Here is an 18225-nt window from a genome sequence, read left to right as displayed (position 1 = left end):
AAGCTTGGGCTGTTTGCTTGATCACGCTTTAAACGTGATCCAAGGTTTAAGTTTTACCACTGACTGAATTAAATCAGCATTTTCTTGCGATTCGATTACAGGTGTGATCGGTTTATAAGCCGCAGGGGCTTCTTCACGTAGACGTTCTTCTTTTAAGGTGATACATTGCCATGGCAAATTAACCTTATCAGACACCACTTTTTTGCTACGCATTGATTGCCGTCTTTCAGCTCTACCCGCACCATGCGAACAAGACCATAACCAATCCGAATTCCCTTTACCAACCGCCACATAAGAGTAATCGCCCATCGAGCCGGGAATTAATACTATTTCCTCTTGATTAGCTGGCGTTGCCCCTTTGCGGTGAATATTCATGCCATGCTCAGGTAAAATAATATTATGCGAAATATCCACGATTAACTGACTATTATCGTGTTTAAAGATCGCCATGAATTCTTTACGTATCAATTCCGTGATAACAATTCGGTTGATCCAAGCATAACGTGCTGCAACGCCCATAGCTTGCAAGTAATTTTGAGCATTATCATCGGCCAAACCAAATAATCCTGATGTTGGATATTTTTCGTTTACTGGCCATAATTCTTTGGCTTTATCTTGCCAACGCTTGCCAATATAAAATCCCACATCACGTGAACCAGTATGAATCATTATCACAACAGCATCTTTCTTTAGCCCCATTTGATAAGCTAAATGTCGATCAAGGATCTCATCAACAATTTGTAACTCAACAAAATGGTTACCTGAACCAACGGTACCTAAGCTTGCTGGACGGATAATACTGCGTGACTCAAAAAAGGCCTCTGGCGCGTATTTGCTATCAGCGGTGATTAACGACTGCCCCGATATTTGGTTAATTTCGGCAAGTAATCGCTTAACATTAACCTCTTGCCACAAACCTTGTTGTGGTAGGGCAGCAATCCATTGCGCTATTCCTTGATCAAACAACGCTTGAAAAGATTGCGGCGTAACAGGAATATCTCGTTCATCTTGCAATAATACGCGTTTTAGTTGCGCGATAATTGCTGATTTTTGGTCATGCACTTGATCATAGCTTAAGCCAGTTGTCAAAAGGCGCATACCACAGTTAATATCAGTGCCAATAGCTGCTGGAATAATTAAATCTTCCGTTGTTGCCACAATACTGCCCACTGGCGCAATCGCACCTGGATGGAAATCGGGAGTAGCACGTGCAGCACACACGTGTCCTAAGCTATTAGGCACTTTAACCGATGCAAAATCCAGTAACTGCTTGACAGCTTTTTCTTCTAAAGGTAAAGCCTGCGGTAATAAAACTTGAGCGGTCGTATTTTGTTGATTAAAAGTATAAATATCATTATAAAAATGACTTTCAATCCCTAGTCGGGATAAACGTTTTTGTAAACGGGTAAATGTAGACATCATTGCCACCTAGAAAACAATAAAAAACGGTCTCCTCTGTTGAGAAGATAATTACTGTTTTCCTGCAGCAGCACGATTCAGGAAAGCGGGCTTATTCTATACAAAAGGTAACAATCTGTAAAGTGTCAGTAATTATTAAGTTTTGTGCAAATTAAACAACATCTTTTTAACTTAATAAAGTTAATATAATTAAGTAATAACATATGGCTTTGGTCGAGACTGAAAAATTTTTCTTCTAATATCATAGTATTAACAGGAAAAGTAGCTAACTTTAGTTTACCTATTATCCATTTGGATATAAAAAACATTGAATATTTTCAAGATAACGACAACAATTCGTTAAACCATATCGAGTTAACAAATTGTAGATTGTAGAGCAAAGCTAAATCGGTATAACCACATTGCAGCCATAATTTAGTTTTCTAATAGATTATTTTTGCTTTTATTTCTGATATGCTTTTTTCGTTATAAAATAAATTAACTTTTAGATTAACTAAATATTATTGCATTTTAAGTGATAATTTTATTGTTTTAAATCACTGAAATACTTTAAGGAATAAATTGTGACTTATAAAACTATAACACCACTATTTCCAACATATGCCCAGACAGCAGCAATGATTAAAGCAGTATCTGGATATACTAAAAAGTCTGTACATGGCATGATTAGTGAGATTCGAGGACAGTCTGGGACACCACAAAAACCAGTGGACTGGTCAAACCCTAATAGCTGGATCGATGAACGACTAAGTGGCGAATACGCTGAAATAGCGAATAAAATATGGTCACAGGATAACCACGTATTAAATCCTCGTCATAGTTATGGTACTTATATGTTTATAAATAATGGCAACCTAATGACTGTCGATATACAAGGCTGTTGGCAACCCTCAGCAAAAGGGAAAGCTTTTTTAAAAGGTGATAAAACAGTTTTGCGAGAATTGGATGATGCAGAAGCAATATTACAACTATTAGAATTACTTAGTGTACGTGGACAAGCTAAAAATGGCGATTTATTACCAGAATGGATCACTTATTTGCGCCAGAATTCAAAATGGAATAGTGAACGTGCATGTAAATCAACTTTATATGCTCGACTAGTGAATTTAGTCGATCGCAAACTTGTTAAACGTAATGGTATTGTTTATCAGATAACGGATAGTGGTCAAAAATGGTTAGATGATCTTCCACAAACTAAATTACGTGACCCATTGGATGACATTATGGATTCTGTTGTTCGATATAATGAACAACAAAAAGCATTATTATCAGAACAATTACATAATATGAACCCTTATCATTTTGAAATATTAATTGGTCAATTATTACAAGCGATGGGTTATGAAGATGTTACGGTTACTAAAGCTTCGGGCGATAAAGGTATTGATGTAATAGGTAATGTACAAGTGGGTATTACGCGTATTACAGAAGTCGTTCAAGTAAAACGAATGCAAAATTCAGTTAATCGCCCATTGATCGATCAATTAAGAGGAGCTTTACCTTATCATAAAGCTATCCGAGGCACATTAATCACAACAAGCAAATTTTCATCAGGTTGTGCAGAAGCAGCTAACTACCCTGGTGCTGCGCCAATTACCTTAATTGATGGCTCAAGATTAATTGAATTACTTATTGAAAATGGGGTAGGTATAAAACGTAATAATTCTTTAGAATTACTTAGTATTGATATGTCAGTATTTGAAGAACAAACAGAAGATTAAAATAAGAGTTTTGTCTTTGTATGCAGAATCTAATAATTTGTTAGCCAACCTTTCAACATTTAATCATCAGTCATAATTAAATTGAATAGCTAAGACTTTGGTCAAAATAAATCCACTTTTGATACCAGTGGATTTACCTCTATCATGTTAGGATTAAATGATTTGCTATTGATGAATCACCTCCCAACTCAAACCAAATTTAGCTAAATATTTCTTTAGCCGATCTGCATCATTACTACGTTGTTTTTTGGTGCGAGAAACGGCAAATAAATGCCTGCCTGCGGCAGATAATGTTTCACTTTTTTGGCATATTTCGATCACTTTTTCTAGTTGGTAGCGATCAAATTCATCAATATCCGTTGGGATTAAAGAATGATCATTTCTGCTTTGTCCCCAATTTTGTTTTAAGCGCGCAATCTCTTTTTCAACTTGTTCAAGCGTGATATTAGCTTGTGGTGCTAACGTCGCCATTCGAATAATCGAACTATTTAGTTCACGAAAGTTACCCAACCATAAAGCATCGGGACTGGTGGCAAAGGCCAAATAGGCGCGTCGTGATTGTTGATTAAAGCGTGGCATTATGCCATATTCTTTGGCATAACGTGCCAACTCATAATCAATGTTCGGTTCAATGTCTTCTTTACGTTGAGCTAAACTTGGCAGTTGATAACTCCATAAGTTAATTCTGGCGAACAGATCTTCTCGAAACTCGCCTTGTTTTATTGCCTGTTTCAGATCTTTATTCGTGCCAGCAATTAGCTGAAAATCACTCTGTATCGGTTTATCACTACCAAATGGATAAAATTGCTTTTCTTCAATCGCTTTTAATAACATGGCTTGCTCATCAAGCCCCAGTTCACCAATTTCATCTAAAAACAATAAACCGCCATCAGCATTTTTAAGTAATCCAGTGCGGGCAAGATTAGCACCAGTAAAGGCGCCTTTAACATGACCAAACAAGGTTGACATTGTACTATCTCCACGCAAAGTGGCGCAATTGATTTCAACAAACTGACCGCTAATTTGATGATTACTGTGTTTAAGCAAATAAATCTGTTTAGCTAAAAATGATTTACCTGCACCTGTAGGCCCACACAACAAAATAGGTGCATGCGATCGACTAGCGACTTGTTCTATTTCGGCAATTAACTGATTGAATTGTTGATTACGCGTTGCGATACCTGACTTTAATAAATCGGTTGCTTGATGGGCATATTGTTGAAAACGAGTTAAGATTTTATCGTAACGATGCAAATTTAAATCGATGATATTCATTTTACCGCAAGGCACTTGCCTAATCAGTTCATTTTCGGTTAACTCCATATAAGATTGCGAGGCAGACTGATGTTTCTCTGGCGGTGACATTTGTAATAATTTAGCGGGATAATAGCGTGACTCAGCCAGTAAAAACCAACAAATCTGAGCAACATGCGTGCCTGTTGTAATATGAACATAATAGTTTTCTTGTTCTGGATTAAATGCGTAATTCTTGGAAATATCAAAAAGGCAGGTATAAACTTGCTCAAAATCCCATGGATCGTCTATGTTTATTGCAATTGGTGTTACTTCGATTTGCGGTGATAAAGTTTTAATATCTTTAATCACTTCACAAAGTAGATGATAATCATTTTGATAATAAAGTAGTTCTAACCGATTAAAGCCTATCTCTGACTGATAACATAAATCAATAGTCGGTCGCCAATGCCGCCAGCGTCGTTTACCTTTACCACGTTGATCCAGTACATTTCCTAAAAAACCAAATACTACATTCTTTTTCATTTTTATAAATATTTATAAAATAATATATAAAATTATAATAAATCAGTAATAAAAAAACCATTACAATTCAATCTTAATATATAAATTATTTTTTATTTAATTATAAATCAATTAATTATGTTTTTATTTTAATATTTTTTATTTTTTGGCACGCTTTTCGCAATATTACCTATACCTAAGCAAACAAAACTGTTTTTGATAACAGTAAGGTACATAGCGAATACTTAAGCGAATTATCTATAAGATGAAAACGTAAAAGATTATCAACATGTATTCCTGATTGGGTGATTAGGTTGCTGTGTAAAAGCAATTTTTGAATAGTTCATCAGGTAGAACAATCGATACCATCGATATGTAGTAGGTTCGAGTCCTACTTCAAAAACCAAGAAACAAAAGAAGTAATAAACACAGTCAGTTATCGTGTTGGATAAGAAAGGTATAAAGTTGTATGGCATCAAACTTATCCACTAGTTTAAACCGATTAACTTAGTGATTAATTAGGATGACTAAGATAAAAAAACTGGATAATAGGCAGAAAGTTAAATACCAATAAGAAGGGTTATTTTCTTATTCGCTTTAATACTCCCCCTATTATTTCGTTACTTAAGCCGTTTAAATTAGCACAAACACGATGGCTGATTGTCATAAAAAGGACAATAAAATGATTAAAACAATTAAAGTAAAAAAATATGAAATTGCCGTGTTATATAAACATGATGAGATCGATCAGATCTTAACTGCGGGTGTATACCGAAAAATCGATCCGCTAAATACAATAAGTTACAAAATCATAGATTTAGCATTTCCTAGAGTATCAGATGAAATGACCGAACAGTTACTTAACTTCTATCCAGACATCGTTAAACAATATTGTTATTTGGTTGATGTAGCTGATAATGAGATCGTGTTACGTTATGAACAACAAAAACTGGTTGAAGTGATTTTACCTGCGACCAAAACATTGTATTGGAACAGCTATAAATCGCACTCAATAAAAAAAGTGTTATTACAACAGGATTATGAATTACCAACAGAGATCGCTAACGAATTAATAGAAGCAAAAAATACTAACGCAACAATTACTCATATCGATAAATTGGTTCTACATCATTTTATTCATGAACAAATCGGTACCTTATTTGTTGATAATCAATTAATAAAAATCATTGCGCCAGAAACTGTAGTCGGTTACTGCCAATTTAAACACACCATCGTACTGGGTAAATTTAATTTACGAGAAAGCCGTATTGATGATCGGATCGCTAATGCAATCGAACAACGTGCGCCACAACAACTATTACAATTTTGTGTTGCGATGGAAGTTGGAGCCAATGAAGTAGGGCTACGTTATGAAAATGATTTACTCGTTGAAATTCTATCACCTGGAACCAAACGACTTTACTGGCAAAACGGTGATAAACAACATATAACCAAAGTTGATTTAAACCAAGGATATACTTTAAGTGATGAAATAATTGAACAATTATTACAACCAGAATTACGACAAAAAAATATCATTGGTAATAGTGGCGTATTGATTGCCCAAGTGCCTGCTTATTATGTTGGAATACTAAAGGTAAATGGCAAAATCGAGCAACTATTAACCGCTGGCATTACCGCCTATTGGCGTTTTAACCGTGAAATATCGGTTGATGTTGTTGATATGCGCTTACAGGCTTTAGAAGTAACGGGACAAGAGATTTTGACCAAAGATAAAGTAAATTTACGTATTAATCTAGTCGCAAACTGGCACTATACCGATGTATTAACGGCATTTGAAAAAACAGCAACCCCAGTAGAATTGCTCTACCGAGAGTTACAATTTGGTTTACGTGAAGCGATTGGAACCCGAACACTAGATGAATTGCTTGAAAATAAAAATATTATTGATGAAGTAGTAACTAAACATGTGCAAATACGTTTAGACGGTTTTGGATTAACAACGGTTTCACTTGGCGTAAAAGATATTATTTTACCCGGTGATATGAAATCGATTTTATCGCAAGTTGTAGAAGCTGAAAAATCAGCACAAGCCAATGTAATTCGCCGTCGAGAAGAAACCTCAGCCACTCGTTCATTATTAAACACGGCTAAAGTGATGGAAAACAACCCAGTTGCTTTACGCTTGAAAGAGATGGAAACACTAGAACGCATTGCCGAACGGATCGACAAAATCTCGGTGGTCGGTGGGCTTGATCAAGTGTTACATGGTTTGATTAATATCCAACCGAAAATGTAGATATAACCGTAAATATAACCAAAGATATAACATCATGCCATTAACCACGGCATAATAAAACCAAGGAATGAAAAAATGAATCAATATGAAGTATTAAAAACCGAAAATGCTAAGCCAATAAAAATGTGGACAAAAGGTGTACCTGTTGAAGATGAAGCTAAATCACAATTAACCAAAACCGCACAATTACCATTTATTTTTAAACATATTGCTGTAATGCCTGATGTGCATGTAGGTAAAGGATCGACTATTGGTAGTGTGATCCCAACCATGGGCGCAATTATTCCAGCGGCAGTGGGTGTTGATATTGGTTGTGGAATGATTGCGGTGCAAACTTCCTTAATGGCGAGTGATTTGCCCGATAATTTATCACCGTTACGGCATGAAATTGAAAAAGCGGTACCGCATGGCATAACACCAAAACATAAAGGGCGAGATAGCGGTAGCTGGCAAAATCCACCATCACTAATCGATGGCTATTGGCAACAGCTATTACCGGGTTTTGAAAAATTAACCGAAAAATACCCACGTTTTTTAAATACCAATAACTACCGACATTTAGGCACACTCGGTACCGGCAACCATTTTATCGAAATCTGTTTAGACGAAGCCGATCGAGTTTGGATTATGTTGCATAGTGGATCACGTGGTGTAGGTAATGCCATTGGCAGCTTTTTTATAGAAATGGCTAAAAAAGATATGGAAGCCCATATTAAAAATCTACCCGATAAAGATTTGGCTTATTTACAAGAAGGCACTGAACATTTTCAAGATTATGTTGATGCCGTACATTGGGCACAAGAATTTGCAAGGCTCAACCGTGAAGCCATGATGAATAATGTCATCTTAGCGATGCGTAAAGTCATTACTAAACCGTTTACTACACATATGTCGGCGGTTAATTGTCACCATAACTATGTGCAAAAAGAACAGCATTTTGGTGAAGACATTTTTATTACTCGTAAAGGAGCGGTATCAGCTCGTAAAGGTGAGCTAGGGATTATTCCGGGCTCAATGGGCGCTAAAAGCTATATTGTCCGTGGACTTGGTAATGAAGAAAGTTTCTGTTCATGCTCACATGGTGCAGGGCGAGTTATGAGCCGAACAGCGGCCAAAAAACAATTTACCATTGAAGACCAAATCAAAGCCACCGCACATGTTGAATGCCGTAAAGATGCTGATGTGATTGATGAAATACCAATGGCATATAAAGATATTGATGCGGTAATGACAGCCCAAAATGAACTGGTCGAAATTGTCCATCAATTACGGCAAGTCGTGTGTGTGAAAGGGTAAAAAATATCGAGGAGCAATCCTCGGTATTGGTGGAAATAAAAATATAAACAACTTCAATTATATCAATTACAATCTAAAAATAATGCATAACTATCGCGATTATTCAATTTAATTTAAATAACTGATTAATCATTCTAACAATAAAATATTTAAAGGATTAACGATGAAAGAAAATACTCAAAATTCAACCACAGAACCCTCAAATAGGGCGACTACTCAACCATTTCCAATGGTATGGGATAACAATAAAATCAGTATTTATCAATTTTTACTGCCTTATCAACATGCTGAAAAACTGCCTGAAATAGCCCAAACACTTCCTGATGAATCATCTGATGATACAAAATTAAAATGGGCAGCCGGGGCGATGGATGGGGTTAGCAATCATCATGGCGCATCATCTGAACAAACATGTGTTGAAGAAATTTTAACGTTACTAATCACAATATCAACACAACCCAATAAACACGATATCGAAAAACTTTACACCTTAATAAATACGGAAGGTACTTTAAGTTTTATTGATGATTTGAGTGATGCAATACCAAAAATTGACCTTGATTTTGATAAGTTATATGAATTTACCTATTGGTTAGCAACAAATAGCCCTGATCGTGAAATCATTAAGTTTAGTATTGCTGTATTAGGATGTTTTACTACCGAACAAACTGACTTATTTTTATTATTAGGCATGCATGAAGAGTTTACCTTATATTCAGCAGTTGCATTACAAAACACCTTATCATCACCAGAACAAGTCGAAAATGCCTTAGTTACTTTAGCTAAAAAAGTGGATGGTTGGGGTAGGATCCATATCGTTGAACGATTAGCCGAATATCAATTATCATCAACAACTAAAGATTGGTTATTAAGAGCGGGTTATCAAAATAGCGTTATGAACGAATATCTTGCTTATACTTGCGCAACCACAGGTGAATTAAATCAGGGTTTAGAACAAGATTATGTTGATTTACCTTTATTAGAATCTGCGGGTGAAATTTTAGAGGCACTCATCATGGGCGGACCAGCCGAAGATATGCATTGTTATGAGGAAGGTGCTATTGTTTGTTTAAATTATTTAAAACATTTACTAAAACTACCCTCATTAGCTAAACTCCCCCCTTTACGGACAGTACTGACTATACGTGATTTTGTTAGCAACCAGCTTAATGAAAGCTATCCTAATTGGAATGAAAAAATAAAAAACGCAATTATTGAAAAAGCGAATGAGTTTATCCATCAAGATAAATGGTTAGCATTAATTGAGCATGATTTAATGGCTGATGATAGCAGTAAATTTTGCCTAGCTGCTGATCTTTATACGCAATTTGGATTTGATGCATGGGATGCGCGTTTTGCATATCAAAAAAATCATCAGGGTGAACAGTGGTATTATTTAATGCAAACCGATGATATACAAAGAGTACAACAAGTTATACAGTTAGCTGGGCAACAATATGACTTTACAAAACTCGCAACTGGGCCAGCGCTAGAATCTGCATTTGGCATCAAATATAAAGCACACCGTGCATTGGATGCTATTTTACAAGAGCTCAATCGATTTCTGGGTATGGGTGAAGATCTTATATTAATAGGTCTAAACAGCCCAGTAATACGCAATCGAAACATGGCATTAAATGCCATTGAAGCTTGGGATCGGCAATGTTGGACAGATAAACTAACGCTTGCCCTGCAAGAACTTATTGCAAACGAACCTAATGATGAAATTAAACAAAGGTTAGCAACGCTACTTGCTTCTCACAATAGTTAAATATTCTATTTATGTGCTAACAAACTTAAAAAGATCGACGCAGTTATGGCCGCCCCAAATGGGGGGCGGAATTGTCGTTTAAGCTGTAACTCCGTTACAGCTTAAGAAAATAAAAGCGCCAATAAATCAATTTAGTTTTTAACTAATTTTTGCCCATAAGCATTAATCTGGTTATTTTCTACTTTGTATTTAAATTGCCATTTCTTATTCAGTTCTTCGATTATTTTTTGGTTCAAAGCTATATTTTTAAAACTTGAGCTTTTTTCTTCTATAAATAGGTTTGAAAAAAAACTTTGATTTGTAGCATCTTGCTCTATTGTTTTGAGTGCCTTATATGTTTTTTTGGCATCTAGATGCGGTATATGGTTACATAATAGGGTGTACTTATCATCTAATGAAAACGCTTCACATGTGAATAACTCGATTAATAAGTTATAACAAATAGACTTAATTTGTTTAGTTTGTTTTTTATATTCTATGCATAATTGTTTTATTTTATTTTTTATTATATTAGTTGTGAAATTATAGTATTGATTATTCGTGATAATGGCTAAATCATCAGTATTAAAATTATTTTCTAAAATGTGCTTTTGAAGCTCTACTGAATCCTTTGCATAATTAATAGAAATAGGATCATTTGTTAAACCTAACAATAACGTTTTTTGCGCTACACTTAAATCTGTTGATAATAGGTCAATTATCTCCGTGCGCTTAATAAGTGAAGCATCCTTTGTTAGTTTATTAATATAATCGTCAAAATTATGGGTAATAAGTTCTAAAATATTGTCTGGATAGCTTTCTCTTATAAAGTTCAGATCTTGTTCTACTCCCAGCCTAATAACTTTATGCTTAATTAGAATTGATATTTTTGTTTTTTCAATATTTTCATAATTAAAATTTTTATAATATCTACGATTAAACCACGATATTAACATGCGGTACTTAGTATCATCTAAATTTGAATTTATAGTTATTCTTCTAAAAAATAGACTTTGTTCATCGTCTTTAGGAATTAGACTTGTTAGATTCGCCTCGCTTGATGAGATATTTTTAGTATTTTGATTGATAAACTTGACGAGCTGCTCATTGATTACTCTTGTTTCGCTTTTACCATCAGCTAGTTTATAATTGAAGAAATAGCCGACAATATTTTTTGCTGAATAGGCTATTTTTTGCTTTTCAAGCAGCTTATCCCAAACGCCCTTATCGGTTATTTCATTTAAATTAGTCATAATGGTGGCAAGTTTATTTATATAGGCGGTTTTAACCACCAAAGAGATATCATTATGATTCAATATAAATAATGCAGTCTGTTCACTATCATCGATCGTCGGGATATCGGATTGAGCAATAGATAAAACTAACGCTTCAGTCTGATTCTGAAAATATAATTTAATTGGAGCATCATCATTTAATGCCAGTATAGTTTGAATAATGTGACCATCAAAATGAGCCAGATTATATTGATTTTCTAATATATATTTGGCGTTAATATAATTTAGTTGATAGTGATTATTTTCTTCAACTAATTCTAATAGTTTTGGTGTTGACATATCAATTTGTTTGAATTTAATGTCTAATTCCGAAAAAACGATATCTATTATTCTCAAATTCTTCTGATTAAGTAGTCCAAAAATCGTACTCGACTCATCATCAATAAATAAAAAATCAGTTGAATTTTCAATGTGGTTTTTTAAATCACCGCCTTCATGTATTTTATTTATCTCTTTTGGTTGATTTTGGATAAACGAAAGATAAAGATAAAGTTTTTGGTCAAAAAGATTAATATATTTCCATAGTTGGGGAAATTGTTCGTTGAATTTTTCTATAAATAAATATAGAGAATTTGGAGCATAACTAGTATCTTGATTTAATAAGAAAGCATAGTATCTAGCTAAATATTCATTCACAAAATCAGTTTTAAAATATGACTTTAATATAGTAATAAATCGAGATAAATCGTTTGTTTTACTTTTTTCTAAGATATAATCTAGCAAAGAGTAATTTAAAACAGACTTTCCAGTAAACCTACTTGCATTATCTGCATTCAATCTTTGTAGAACTATCTCCGGTTTTTTTAATTCATGCTTCCATTCAGTATTGATATGCTCATTAATATTACGCAAAAATAACGTGTCATTTTTGGACAATCCTTGCTCATCAAACAAGCTGGTATAGTCACTATAATATTCATCAATATAACCTTGAATAATCAGTACACGCAAAAGAGGAAAATAACATGAAGATGATAGTTTTTCATACTCAGCCTTATATAGTTTAGACCTTTTATTTTCTCTTATCAGTTCTGCTTTTTCACTGATATGTGCTTCAAATAATGCCTCAGTAGTAACGGTATCACCCTGATTAATCGTGAATATTTCTTTGATTTTTTTAGGTAATTTTAATTGTGATTTTTCTTGCTCTAATTTTTTAATTTCAGCTTCAAGTGTTGATTTGTTATTTGTGGTAATAATTTCAATTTTTTTCTTCCTTGCTTGATATTCCAAATTTTGCTCAAGCTCATTAAAATATTGTTTGCAGTCATGTTCACGATAATAATAAAAACTATCTTTTGAATCGCCGTTGGCGATTTTCAAATTATTTTTCTTTAAGGCATAAATAAACTCTTTTGGGTTTAATGTGAAAATATCGTCACCATTTATATAATGATATTCATTTTTAATATTCTGTGGGATATTGATATATAACGCTTCTAGCTCATCAAGATTTTTTAGATGACAGGTTTCTATTGTATTAATATTTTCTTTTCTCAACTGAATTTCATTATTAATCTTTTTTAGTTGTTGTTGATGAAATTCACTTTGATAAAATTCATTTTTTTCTGCTTTAATGATTCAATAATTCGATGAACCACACCTTGCCCTAACCCCAATCGCGTTAAAGCGTAATCTGCTGGAAAAATATTTTTATAAACGATAATGGCTAATAAGTTTTCATTTTTAAACCAACCAGCGCTGTGGGCTAATTTAGTTTTATAAATGATATACTCGTTACAAATATTTTTTATCAGTCGTATATCATCTAAGTAGTCAGAAAGGATATCCAAGAAAGTATTAGTAAAATCACTATAAATATTTTGGCTTTTAAACAGTTCATCCATTTTGCCTAATGAATTTGAGTTATCCATAACAGGCACAATCGGTAAAATATAATCAAAAAATTTTGTTCGCTCTTTTGATTCAAATATCTCATCTTTGATTAAATAGAAGAATTTAATCGGTTTTGGTTTATTTTTACTCTGTTTTTTATTATAAGTGTAATTGAGTTCCCTTAATTTATTAAGAATCAAATTATCATCATAACGGTCAATATCTTCAAAAACGATATAATCTAATTTTGATTTATCTAAAATATAAATAATTTCATTTAAATACTTATCAAAATAAGAAACATCACATTCCGATGATGAAATATCAATTTCATTCTCAAAAATTTTCAGTTTTCTAATTAGGTTGTTACGGCTTTGCAGGTCAAGTATTTTATAAAAAATGAAATATACAATTGAAAAAAAAGAAAATACTATCAATAGTAAAACAATATTATTGTGTTCACTTTGCCAATTAGTTAGCCAAGTTTTATCGATAAAAATTAAAAAAGAGAGAATAAACGTAATAGCTCCCGCCCAAATTGCTTTAGTTAAAATTGTTGATTCACTTTTTACTTTAAATTCGGTCGCAGGAATTTTGTCTGGCTCAATTTGATGAATAAGTTGGTTGATAATTTTCCTTTCTAACATTAATTCATCTTCAAAGGCTAATTCATGATCTGTCTTTTTACCTTTAATTTTTGATTCTAATGTGGGCGAAAAGTAGGAAAGTGAAATGTGAATACCATTAAGTTTTTTGTGATTTTCTTCATATGTTTTAATCACACTGCTTTTTCCTGAGGCATATGGCCCAGTAATAGCAATGTTAAGCAAATCATCTTCTTGAAATACAAAATCAAGGGCTTGGGTATAACCCTGCATTTCATCATCAGAAAGGTATGTCGGTGTCAGTTTTTCAAAGGTAAGTTTCTTTTGGGATTCTTGACTAGATGATTGTGCTCCACTTTGGTTATCTGTCATTCTATATTCCTTATTATGATTTTTTATTTTTAAAAGCAATTAGTTTGTTTATAAAATGCACTATTATTTTAAATTAATAATTCCCTTAACCGCCCTCACGGTAATGCCCAAAATCTTCGCAATATTTTCAATCGATACGCCCTTTTCCAGTAACGCATTAATCAGTATTTTCTTTTCAGTTTCGGCTTTTTGTTTTATCTCTTTTAGTTTCTGCTGAGCTGTTTTGGTCTTATCCCTCTCAACCGCTAACTTCTCTTTCGCAATTTGCTTTTCTTGTTTACGGATGCGTTCAACCACTTGGTAAGTCGGAACATATTTCAGGCTTTGTTCAAGTTCTGCCATTAGTTTGATGCTGCGAAAGCTGATATAGGTTTTTGGAGTGATAATTAAGTGGTCGATAAGCTCGATATTTAAAATATGGGCAACTTGAATTAAGCGGTCGGTGATGTCTTTATCCGCCTCTGAGGGGATCAGCGATCCTGACGGGTGGTTATGCACCAAAATCACGCGAGAGGCGTTTTTCATCACCGCAACACGAAACACGTTCATTGGCTCAATGTTGACCGATTTATACGACCCAAGCGCAATTAGTTCAATATACAGGATATAACCCGCTTGATTCATACCAATAATCCAAAGATGTTCCTTTTCTTGGTCGATCTTGTTTTCACGCAATAACACACGCTGCATAATACTGTACACGTCGTCCGTGCTTTCAATATAGCGTTTGTCATGTTTGGTTAGTTTAATATCCATCTTATCGCCTTGTAAAATCATACAAAAAATAATATAGCATATTCTGTTTATGCTGGGCAGTCGTTAACCAAATAATTCCACCTGTTCACTTTTTAGGTTATATTATTTGTAAAAAATATTCAGGAGTCTATACCGTTTCAAAGGGGATCAACAATGTATCACTCTATTTTACCCGACGAGCAGCATTCTGCTGCTGAGCGATTTTTGCAACGAGTGCCAGCGTTAATCGCAACAAGTTCATTATGTCGACGCCTTAAACCTGTCGCATTACTGATTGATATTGCGCCCATGACGTTAATTGCCCTGCCACATAGCTTGATTGCCAATAAATTTCACCTGTCACCGCGAGCTGCTCAAAGGCGAGATAACGTTATTCGTCAGTGGCTAGCGCAGTATGAGCCTGATCTTTATCAAGCGGTACTTAACCTTACACAAACGATGCCGGCAGAAGTGTCTCGACAAGCTCAGGCATTTAAGTCATGGCTAGCCGAGCTACTTGGTACGTCAGTTATGCCTTGCGATTATTGTGGATCGCTCAGTACAGTTCGCATTGGGCATCGTCTTAATTTTCGTTGCCGAACCTGTCACCGAACGTTTAATCCACTGAAAAAGTATTACCTTGATAAGTTATCTTATTGTGAACTGTGGTTGCCTTTTGTTGATTTATTGCTACAAGGTGAAACATTTAAAACCATTAACCAGCAATTGGGAATTAATACCGATACCGCCGCTAAGTGGCAACGTTATTTTTTTGGGGTAATGGAATTACAAGGATTTTTAGCATTGGCTAACTATTGTCAAATAAAGCGACGCCAACGTTACCGTCAAACATGGTTAGACGTTCAAGCAGATACCACATTTTTACCGACTGGTAAGTCGCATTTTAGATCTAAGTCATAGTAAAAATTAATACGGTTGTAAAAAATATTCAGGAGTCTATACCGTTTCAATCATAACTCATTATGTTCAATGATTTTTTAATAGTAATAGGCAAAGGGCTTTAAAAGCCTTAAAAGCAACCATGACTGAATTAACGCCTATTACTATCGAGCCAAAAATCTTATTGTTTATTGAACAATCCATGAGTAAGATTAGTGAAAGCGTACAAGCTATTGCTGAACAACATTTTAAGGCAGATAAGTTAGATCACTTTTTTATACAAACATTGATGAGCTTAAAATAAGACAAGGAATACAGGATGACAATCCAATCTGATGAGTTCCATAGTATAAAATAGTTGGGCGATTTTCTGGCTGATTTTGGCAATTGATTATTGCTTCAAAGCAAGCTTACTTGATATTTTTTGTATCCCACCAATAGAATAATGACAGCATAATAAAATTGCCGGATATATTATAAAATTAAGGGTTACCAGTGATGTGATACCTAAAAGTCCCATAATAAAATCTAGATTAAAAACCGATTTATTAATATCTTCCATAACTAACATGAAGACAATAGGTGACAGTAAGGTAATTATAATACCAATTAGCACTCCACAAATCACTAAATCCATCGGTTGTTTTATTTTATTTAAAAGAAAGATTGAAATCAGAATAAAACAGAAATAACACAAACCATAACATATCAAATAATATAATTCTGGTGTGCGATGTTTTGCGATAATCATTCGATAACACCATTGGTAACTTAGATAGGCACCTATAAAATTAAATAAAATGATAATTAATAAATTAATTATTTTCATTAGGTTGTCCTTTATTATCTTCAATCTCTTTTACAGCTTCTTCCAAAGAGCCAGGTAACAAATAAAGTTCTTGTAGACCATATTCATCTAAAACAGATGAAATGGCATATGCGCAATATGGGAAATAAGGAGGGATTGCATAATTACCATTAATAATTCTTTTTTCAATATTTAGGGCAGTAAGCATAATCCCCAATACAAGCGACCCCTTCAATTGCGCAAAAACTTTGATCCGATGCTGAAATGATTTTGCCACCGGTAGTGGTATTATCCCCTAGAACGGCTATCCGTTTAATCATAATGATGCTTCTGTTGTTTATTTAAGCATGTATTGGATTATATTGTATTAATTAACCAAATGGCAATGCTATTTTATTGGGTTGCTGGAGGATAAAGGATATGTGGCATTGGCTAACTATTGTCAAATAACGCGATGTCAACGTTACTGTCAAACATAGTTAGACGTGCACACTGGTGACACGTTTTTACTCGCTGGCGGGTCGCATTTTAGATCTAAATCATCGTAATGTTTAATGCGGTTGTAAAAAATATTCAGGAGTCTATACCGTTTCAATCATAACTCATTATGCTCAATGATTTTTTAATAGTAATAGGCAAAAGGCTTTAAATGCGTTAAAAATTCAGATATAAAGTAAAATAAATAACCTAAAGGAATAGTTGCAATGCAAAACCGAATAAAACAAAAGTTAGCAGAATTAGCACAACAACATAATATCCATATACTTTACGCCTGTGAATCAGGTAGTCGGGCGTGGGGGTTTCCATCGCCGAATAGTGATTATGATGTGCGTTTTATTTATGTGCATCGGTTTGAGAAATACTTAGCCATTGATAATCCTGCTTCACATTTAACTTTTCCTATTGATGATGAGCTGGATTTGCATGGTTGGGATTTAAAAAAGACTTTACAATTGATCCGTAAATCGAATACTACCCCGTTTGAATGGTTGCAATCACCCATTATTTATCAACAAAATGCACCAATTGCTAACCAATTATGGCAACTTTGTGCTGATTTTTTTAATGCTCGTGGCAATATTCATCACTATTTAGGGATTGCTAAAAGCGCCTTACAAAGCAGTGAAGGGCAGCAGATCGGTGTCAAAAAACTGTTTTATGTATTAAGACCATTATTATGTGCCAAATGGTGTTTAGAAAAACAGCAAATCGCCCCCATGGCCATTACGCCATTATTGACACTATTACCTAATGAGTTAAGCCAGCAAATCAATGATATTATTGCCTTAAAAGCAACCATGACTGAATCAACGCCTATCACTATCGATCCAGAAATCTTATTGTTTATTGAACAATCCATGAGTGAGATTAGCGAAAGCGTACAATCTATTGCTGAACAACATTTTAAATCTGATAAGTTAGATCACTTTTTTATACAAACATTGAAGAGCTTAAAATAAGACAGGAATA

Annotated in this window: 15 protein-coding genes; 7 read left to right on the top strand and 8 right to left on the bottom strand. The window is 34.1% G+C overall.

The genetic code is table 11. From position 1 onward, the window contains the following. Positions 1 to 21: 21 nt before the first annotated feature. Complete coding sequence (locus GYY69_RS03555; RefSeq protein WP_174796458.1) at positions 22 to 1419, bottom strand: RtcB family protein; 1398 nt, start codon at positions 1417 to 1419, stop codon at positions 22 to 24. Between the two features lie 560 nt (positions 1420 to 1979). On the opposite strand from GYY69_RS03555, the gene GYY69_RS12945 reads away from it, so the two are divergent. Further along, on the top strand, positions 1980 to 3140 hold the full coding sequence (locus GYY69_RS12945; protein WP_174796586.1) for a restriction endonuclease: 1161 nt from the start codon (positions 1980 to 1982) through the stop codon (positions 3138 to 3140). Between the two features lie 165 nt (positions 3141 to 3305). On the opposite strand, the gene rtcR is transcribed toward GYY69_RS12945, so the two are convergent. Continuing rightward, positions 3306 to 4919, bottom strand: a complete 1614-nt coding sequence (gene rtcR / locus GYY69_RS03545) for an RNA repair transcriptional activator RtcR (protein WP_174796457.1) — start codon at positions 4917 to 4919, stop codon at positions 3306 to 3308. Between the two features lie 1096 nt (positions 4920 to 6015). On the opposite strand from rtcR, the gene GYY69_RS03540 reads away from it, so the two are divergent. From GYY69_RS03540 to GYY69_RS03530, 3 genes are all read left to right on the top strand, one after another. After that, positions 6016 to 7158, top strand: a complete 1143-nt coding sequence (locus tag GYY69_RS03540) for a slipin family protein (protein ID WP_446718879.1) — start codon at positions 6016 to 6018, stop codon at positions 7156 to 7158. 75 nt (positions 7159 to 7233) lie between these two features. Beyond that, on the top strand, positions 7234 to 8454 hold the full coding sequence (locus GYY69_RS03535) for an RtcB family protein (protein ID WP_174796456.1): 1221 nt from the start codon (positions 7234 to 7236) through the stop codon (positions 8452 to 8454). Between the two features lie 163 nt (positions 8455 to 8617). Beyond that, positions 8618 to 10225 (top strand): hypothetical protein, encoded by a 1608-nt coding sequence (locus GYY69_RS03530; protein ID WP_174796455.1) that lies wholly within the window; start codon positions 8618 to 8620, stop codon positions 10223 to 10225. Positions 10226 to 10356: 131 nt separating this feature from the next. Here the strand turns inward: GYY69_RS03530 and GYY69_RS03525 are convergent, their stop codons facing one another. From GYY69_RS03525 to GYY69_RS03515, 3 genes are all read right to left on the bottom strand, one after another. Continuing rightward, positions 10357 to 12999: a hypothetical protein gene (locus tag GYY69_RS03525; RefSeq protein WP_174796454.1), complete on the bottom strand. Its 2643-nt coding sequence runs from the start codon at positions 12997 to 12999 to the stop codon at positions 10357 to 10359. Between the two features lie 23 nt (positions 13000 to 13022). Next, the gene (locus GYY69_RS03520; RefSeq protein ID WP_174796453.1) at positions 13023 to 14312 is read right to left on the bottom strand and encodes a YobI family P-loop NTPase; all 1290 of its coding nucleotides are present in this window, start codon (positions 14310 to 14312) and stop codon (positions 13023 to 13025) included. Between the two features lie 63 nt (positions 14313 to 14375). Further along, positions 14376 to 15068, bottom strand: coding sequence for a JAB domain-containing protein (locus GYY69_RS03515; protein WP_174796452.1), 693 nt, complete (start codon positions 15066 to 15068; stop codon positions 14376 to 14378). 153 nt (positions 15069 to 15221) lie between these two features. On the opposite strand from GYY69_RS03515, the gene GYY69_RS03510 reads away from it, so the two are divergent. Continuing rightward, positions 15222 to 15968 (top strand): IS1 family transposase, encoded by a 747-nt coding sequence (locus GYY69_RS03510; RefSeq protein WP_174796451.1) that lies wholly within the window; start codon positions 15222 to 15224, stop codon positions 15966 to 15968. A gap of 121 nt (positions 15969 to 16089) precedes the next feature. Further along, complete coding sequence (locus GYY69_RS03505) at positions 16090 to 16251, top strand: hypothetical protein (protein WP_174796450.1); 162 nt, start codon at positions 16090 to 16092, stop codon at positions 16249 to 16251. A gap of 87 nt (positions 16252 to 16338) precedes the next feature. Here GYY69_RS03505 and GYY69_RS03500 read toward each other — a convergent pair whose 3' ends face one another. From GYY69_RS03500 to GYY69_RS13025, 3 genes are read right to left on the bottom strand one after another with little or no spacing between them, the layout of a single operon-like run. Then, positions 16339 to 16776 (bottom strand): hypothetical protein, encoded by a 438-nt coding sequence (locus tag GYY69_RS03500; RefSeq protein WP_174796449.1) that lies wholly within the window; start codon positions 16774 to 16776, stop codon positions 16339 to 16341. Further along, the gene (locus tag GYY69_RS03495; protein ID WP_446718878.1) at positions 16763 to 16963 is read right to left on the bottom strand and encodes a hypothetical protein; all 201 of its coding nucleotides are present in this window, start codon (positions 16961 to 16963) and stop codon (positions 16763 to 16765) included. The genes GYY69_RS03500 and GYY69_RS03495 overlap by 14 nt, the downstream gene beginning before the upstream one ends. Then, positions 16941 to 17075, bottom strand: coding sequence for a PAAR domain-containing protein (locus tag GYY69_RS13025; protein WP_446718877.1), 135 nt, complete (start codon positions 17073 to 17075; stop codon positions 16941 to 16943). Before GYY69_RS13025 ends, GYY69_RS03495 begins: the two co-directional genes overlap by 23 nt. Before the next feature lie 384 nt (positions 17076 to 17459). Here GYY69_RS13025 and GYY69_RS03490 point away from each other — a divergent pair, with 384 nt between their 5' ends. Continuing rightward, positions 17460 to 18215 carry a nucleotidyltransferase domain-containing protein gene (locus tag GYY69_RS03490; protein WP_174796447.1) on the top strand — a complete coding sequence of 252 codons (756 nt, stop codon included), beginning with the start codon at positions 17460 to 17462 and terminating at the stop codon, positions 18213 to 18215. Positions 18216 to 18225 lie beyond the last annotated feature (10 nt).

Origin of the sequence: Gilliamella sp. ESL0250 (assembly GCF_013345045.1) — a bacterium.
GTDB lineage: Bacteria > Pseudomonadota > Gammaproteobacteria > Enterobacterales > Orbaceae > Gilliamella > Gilliamella apicola_H.
This window is presented reverse-complemented; position numbering and strand designations above follow the sequence as displayed.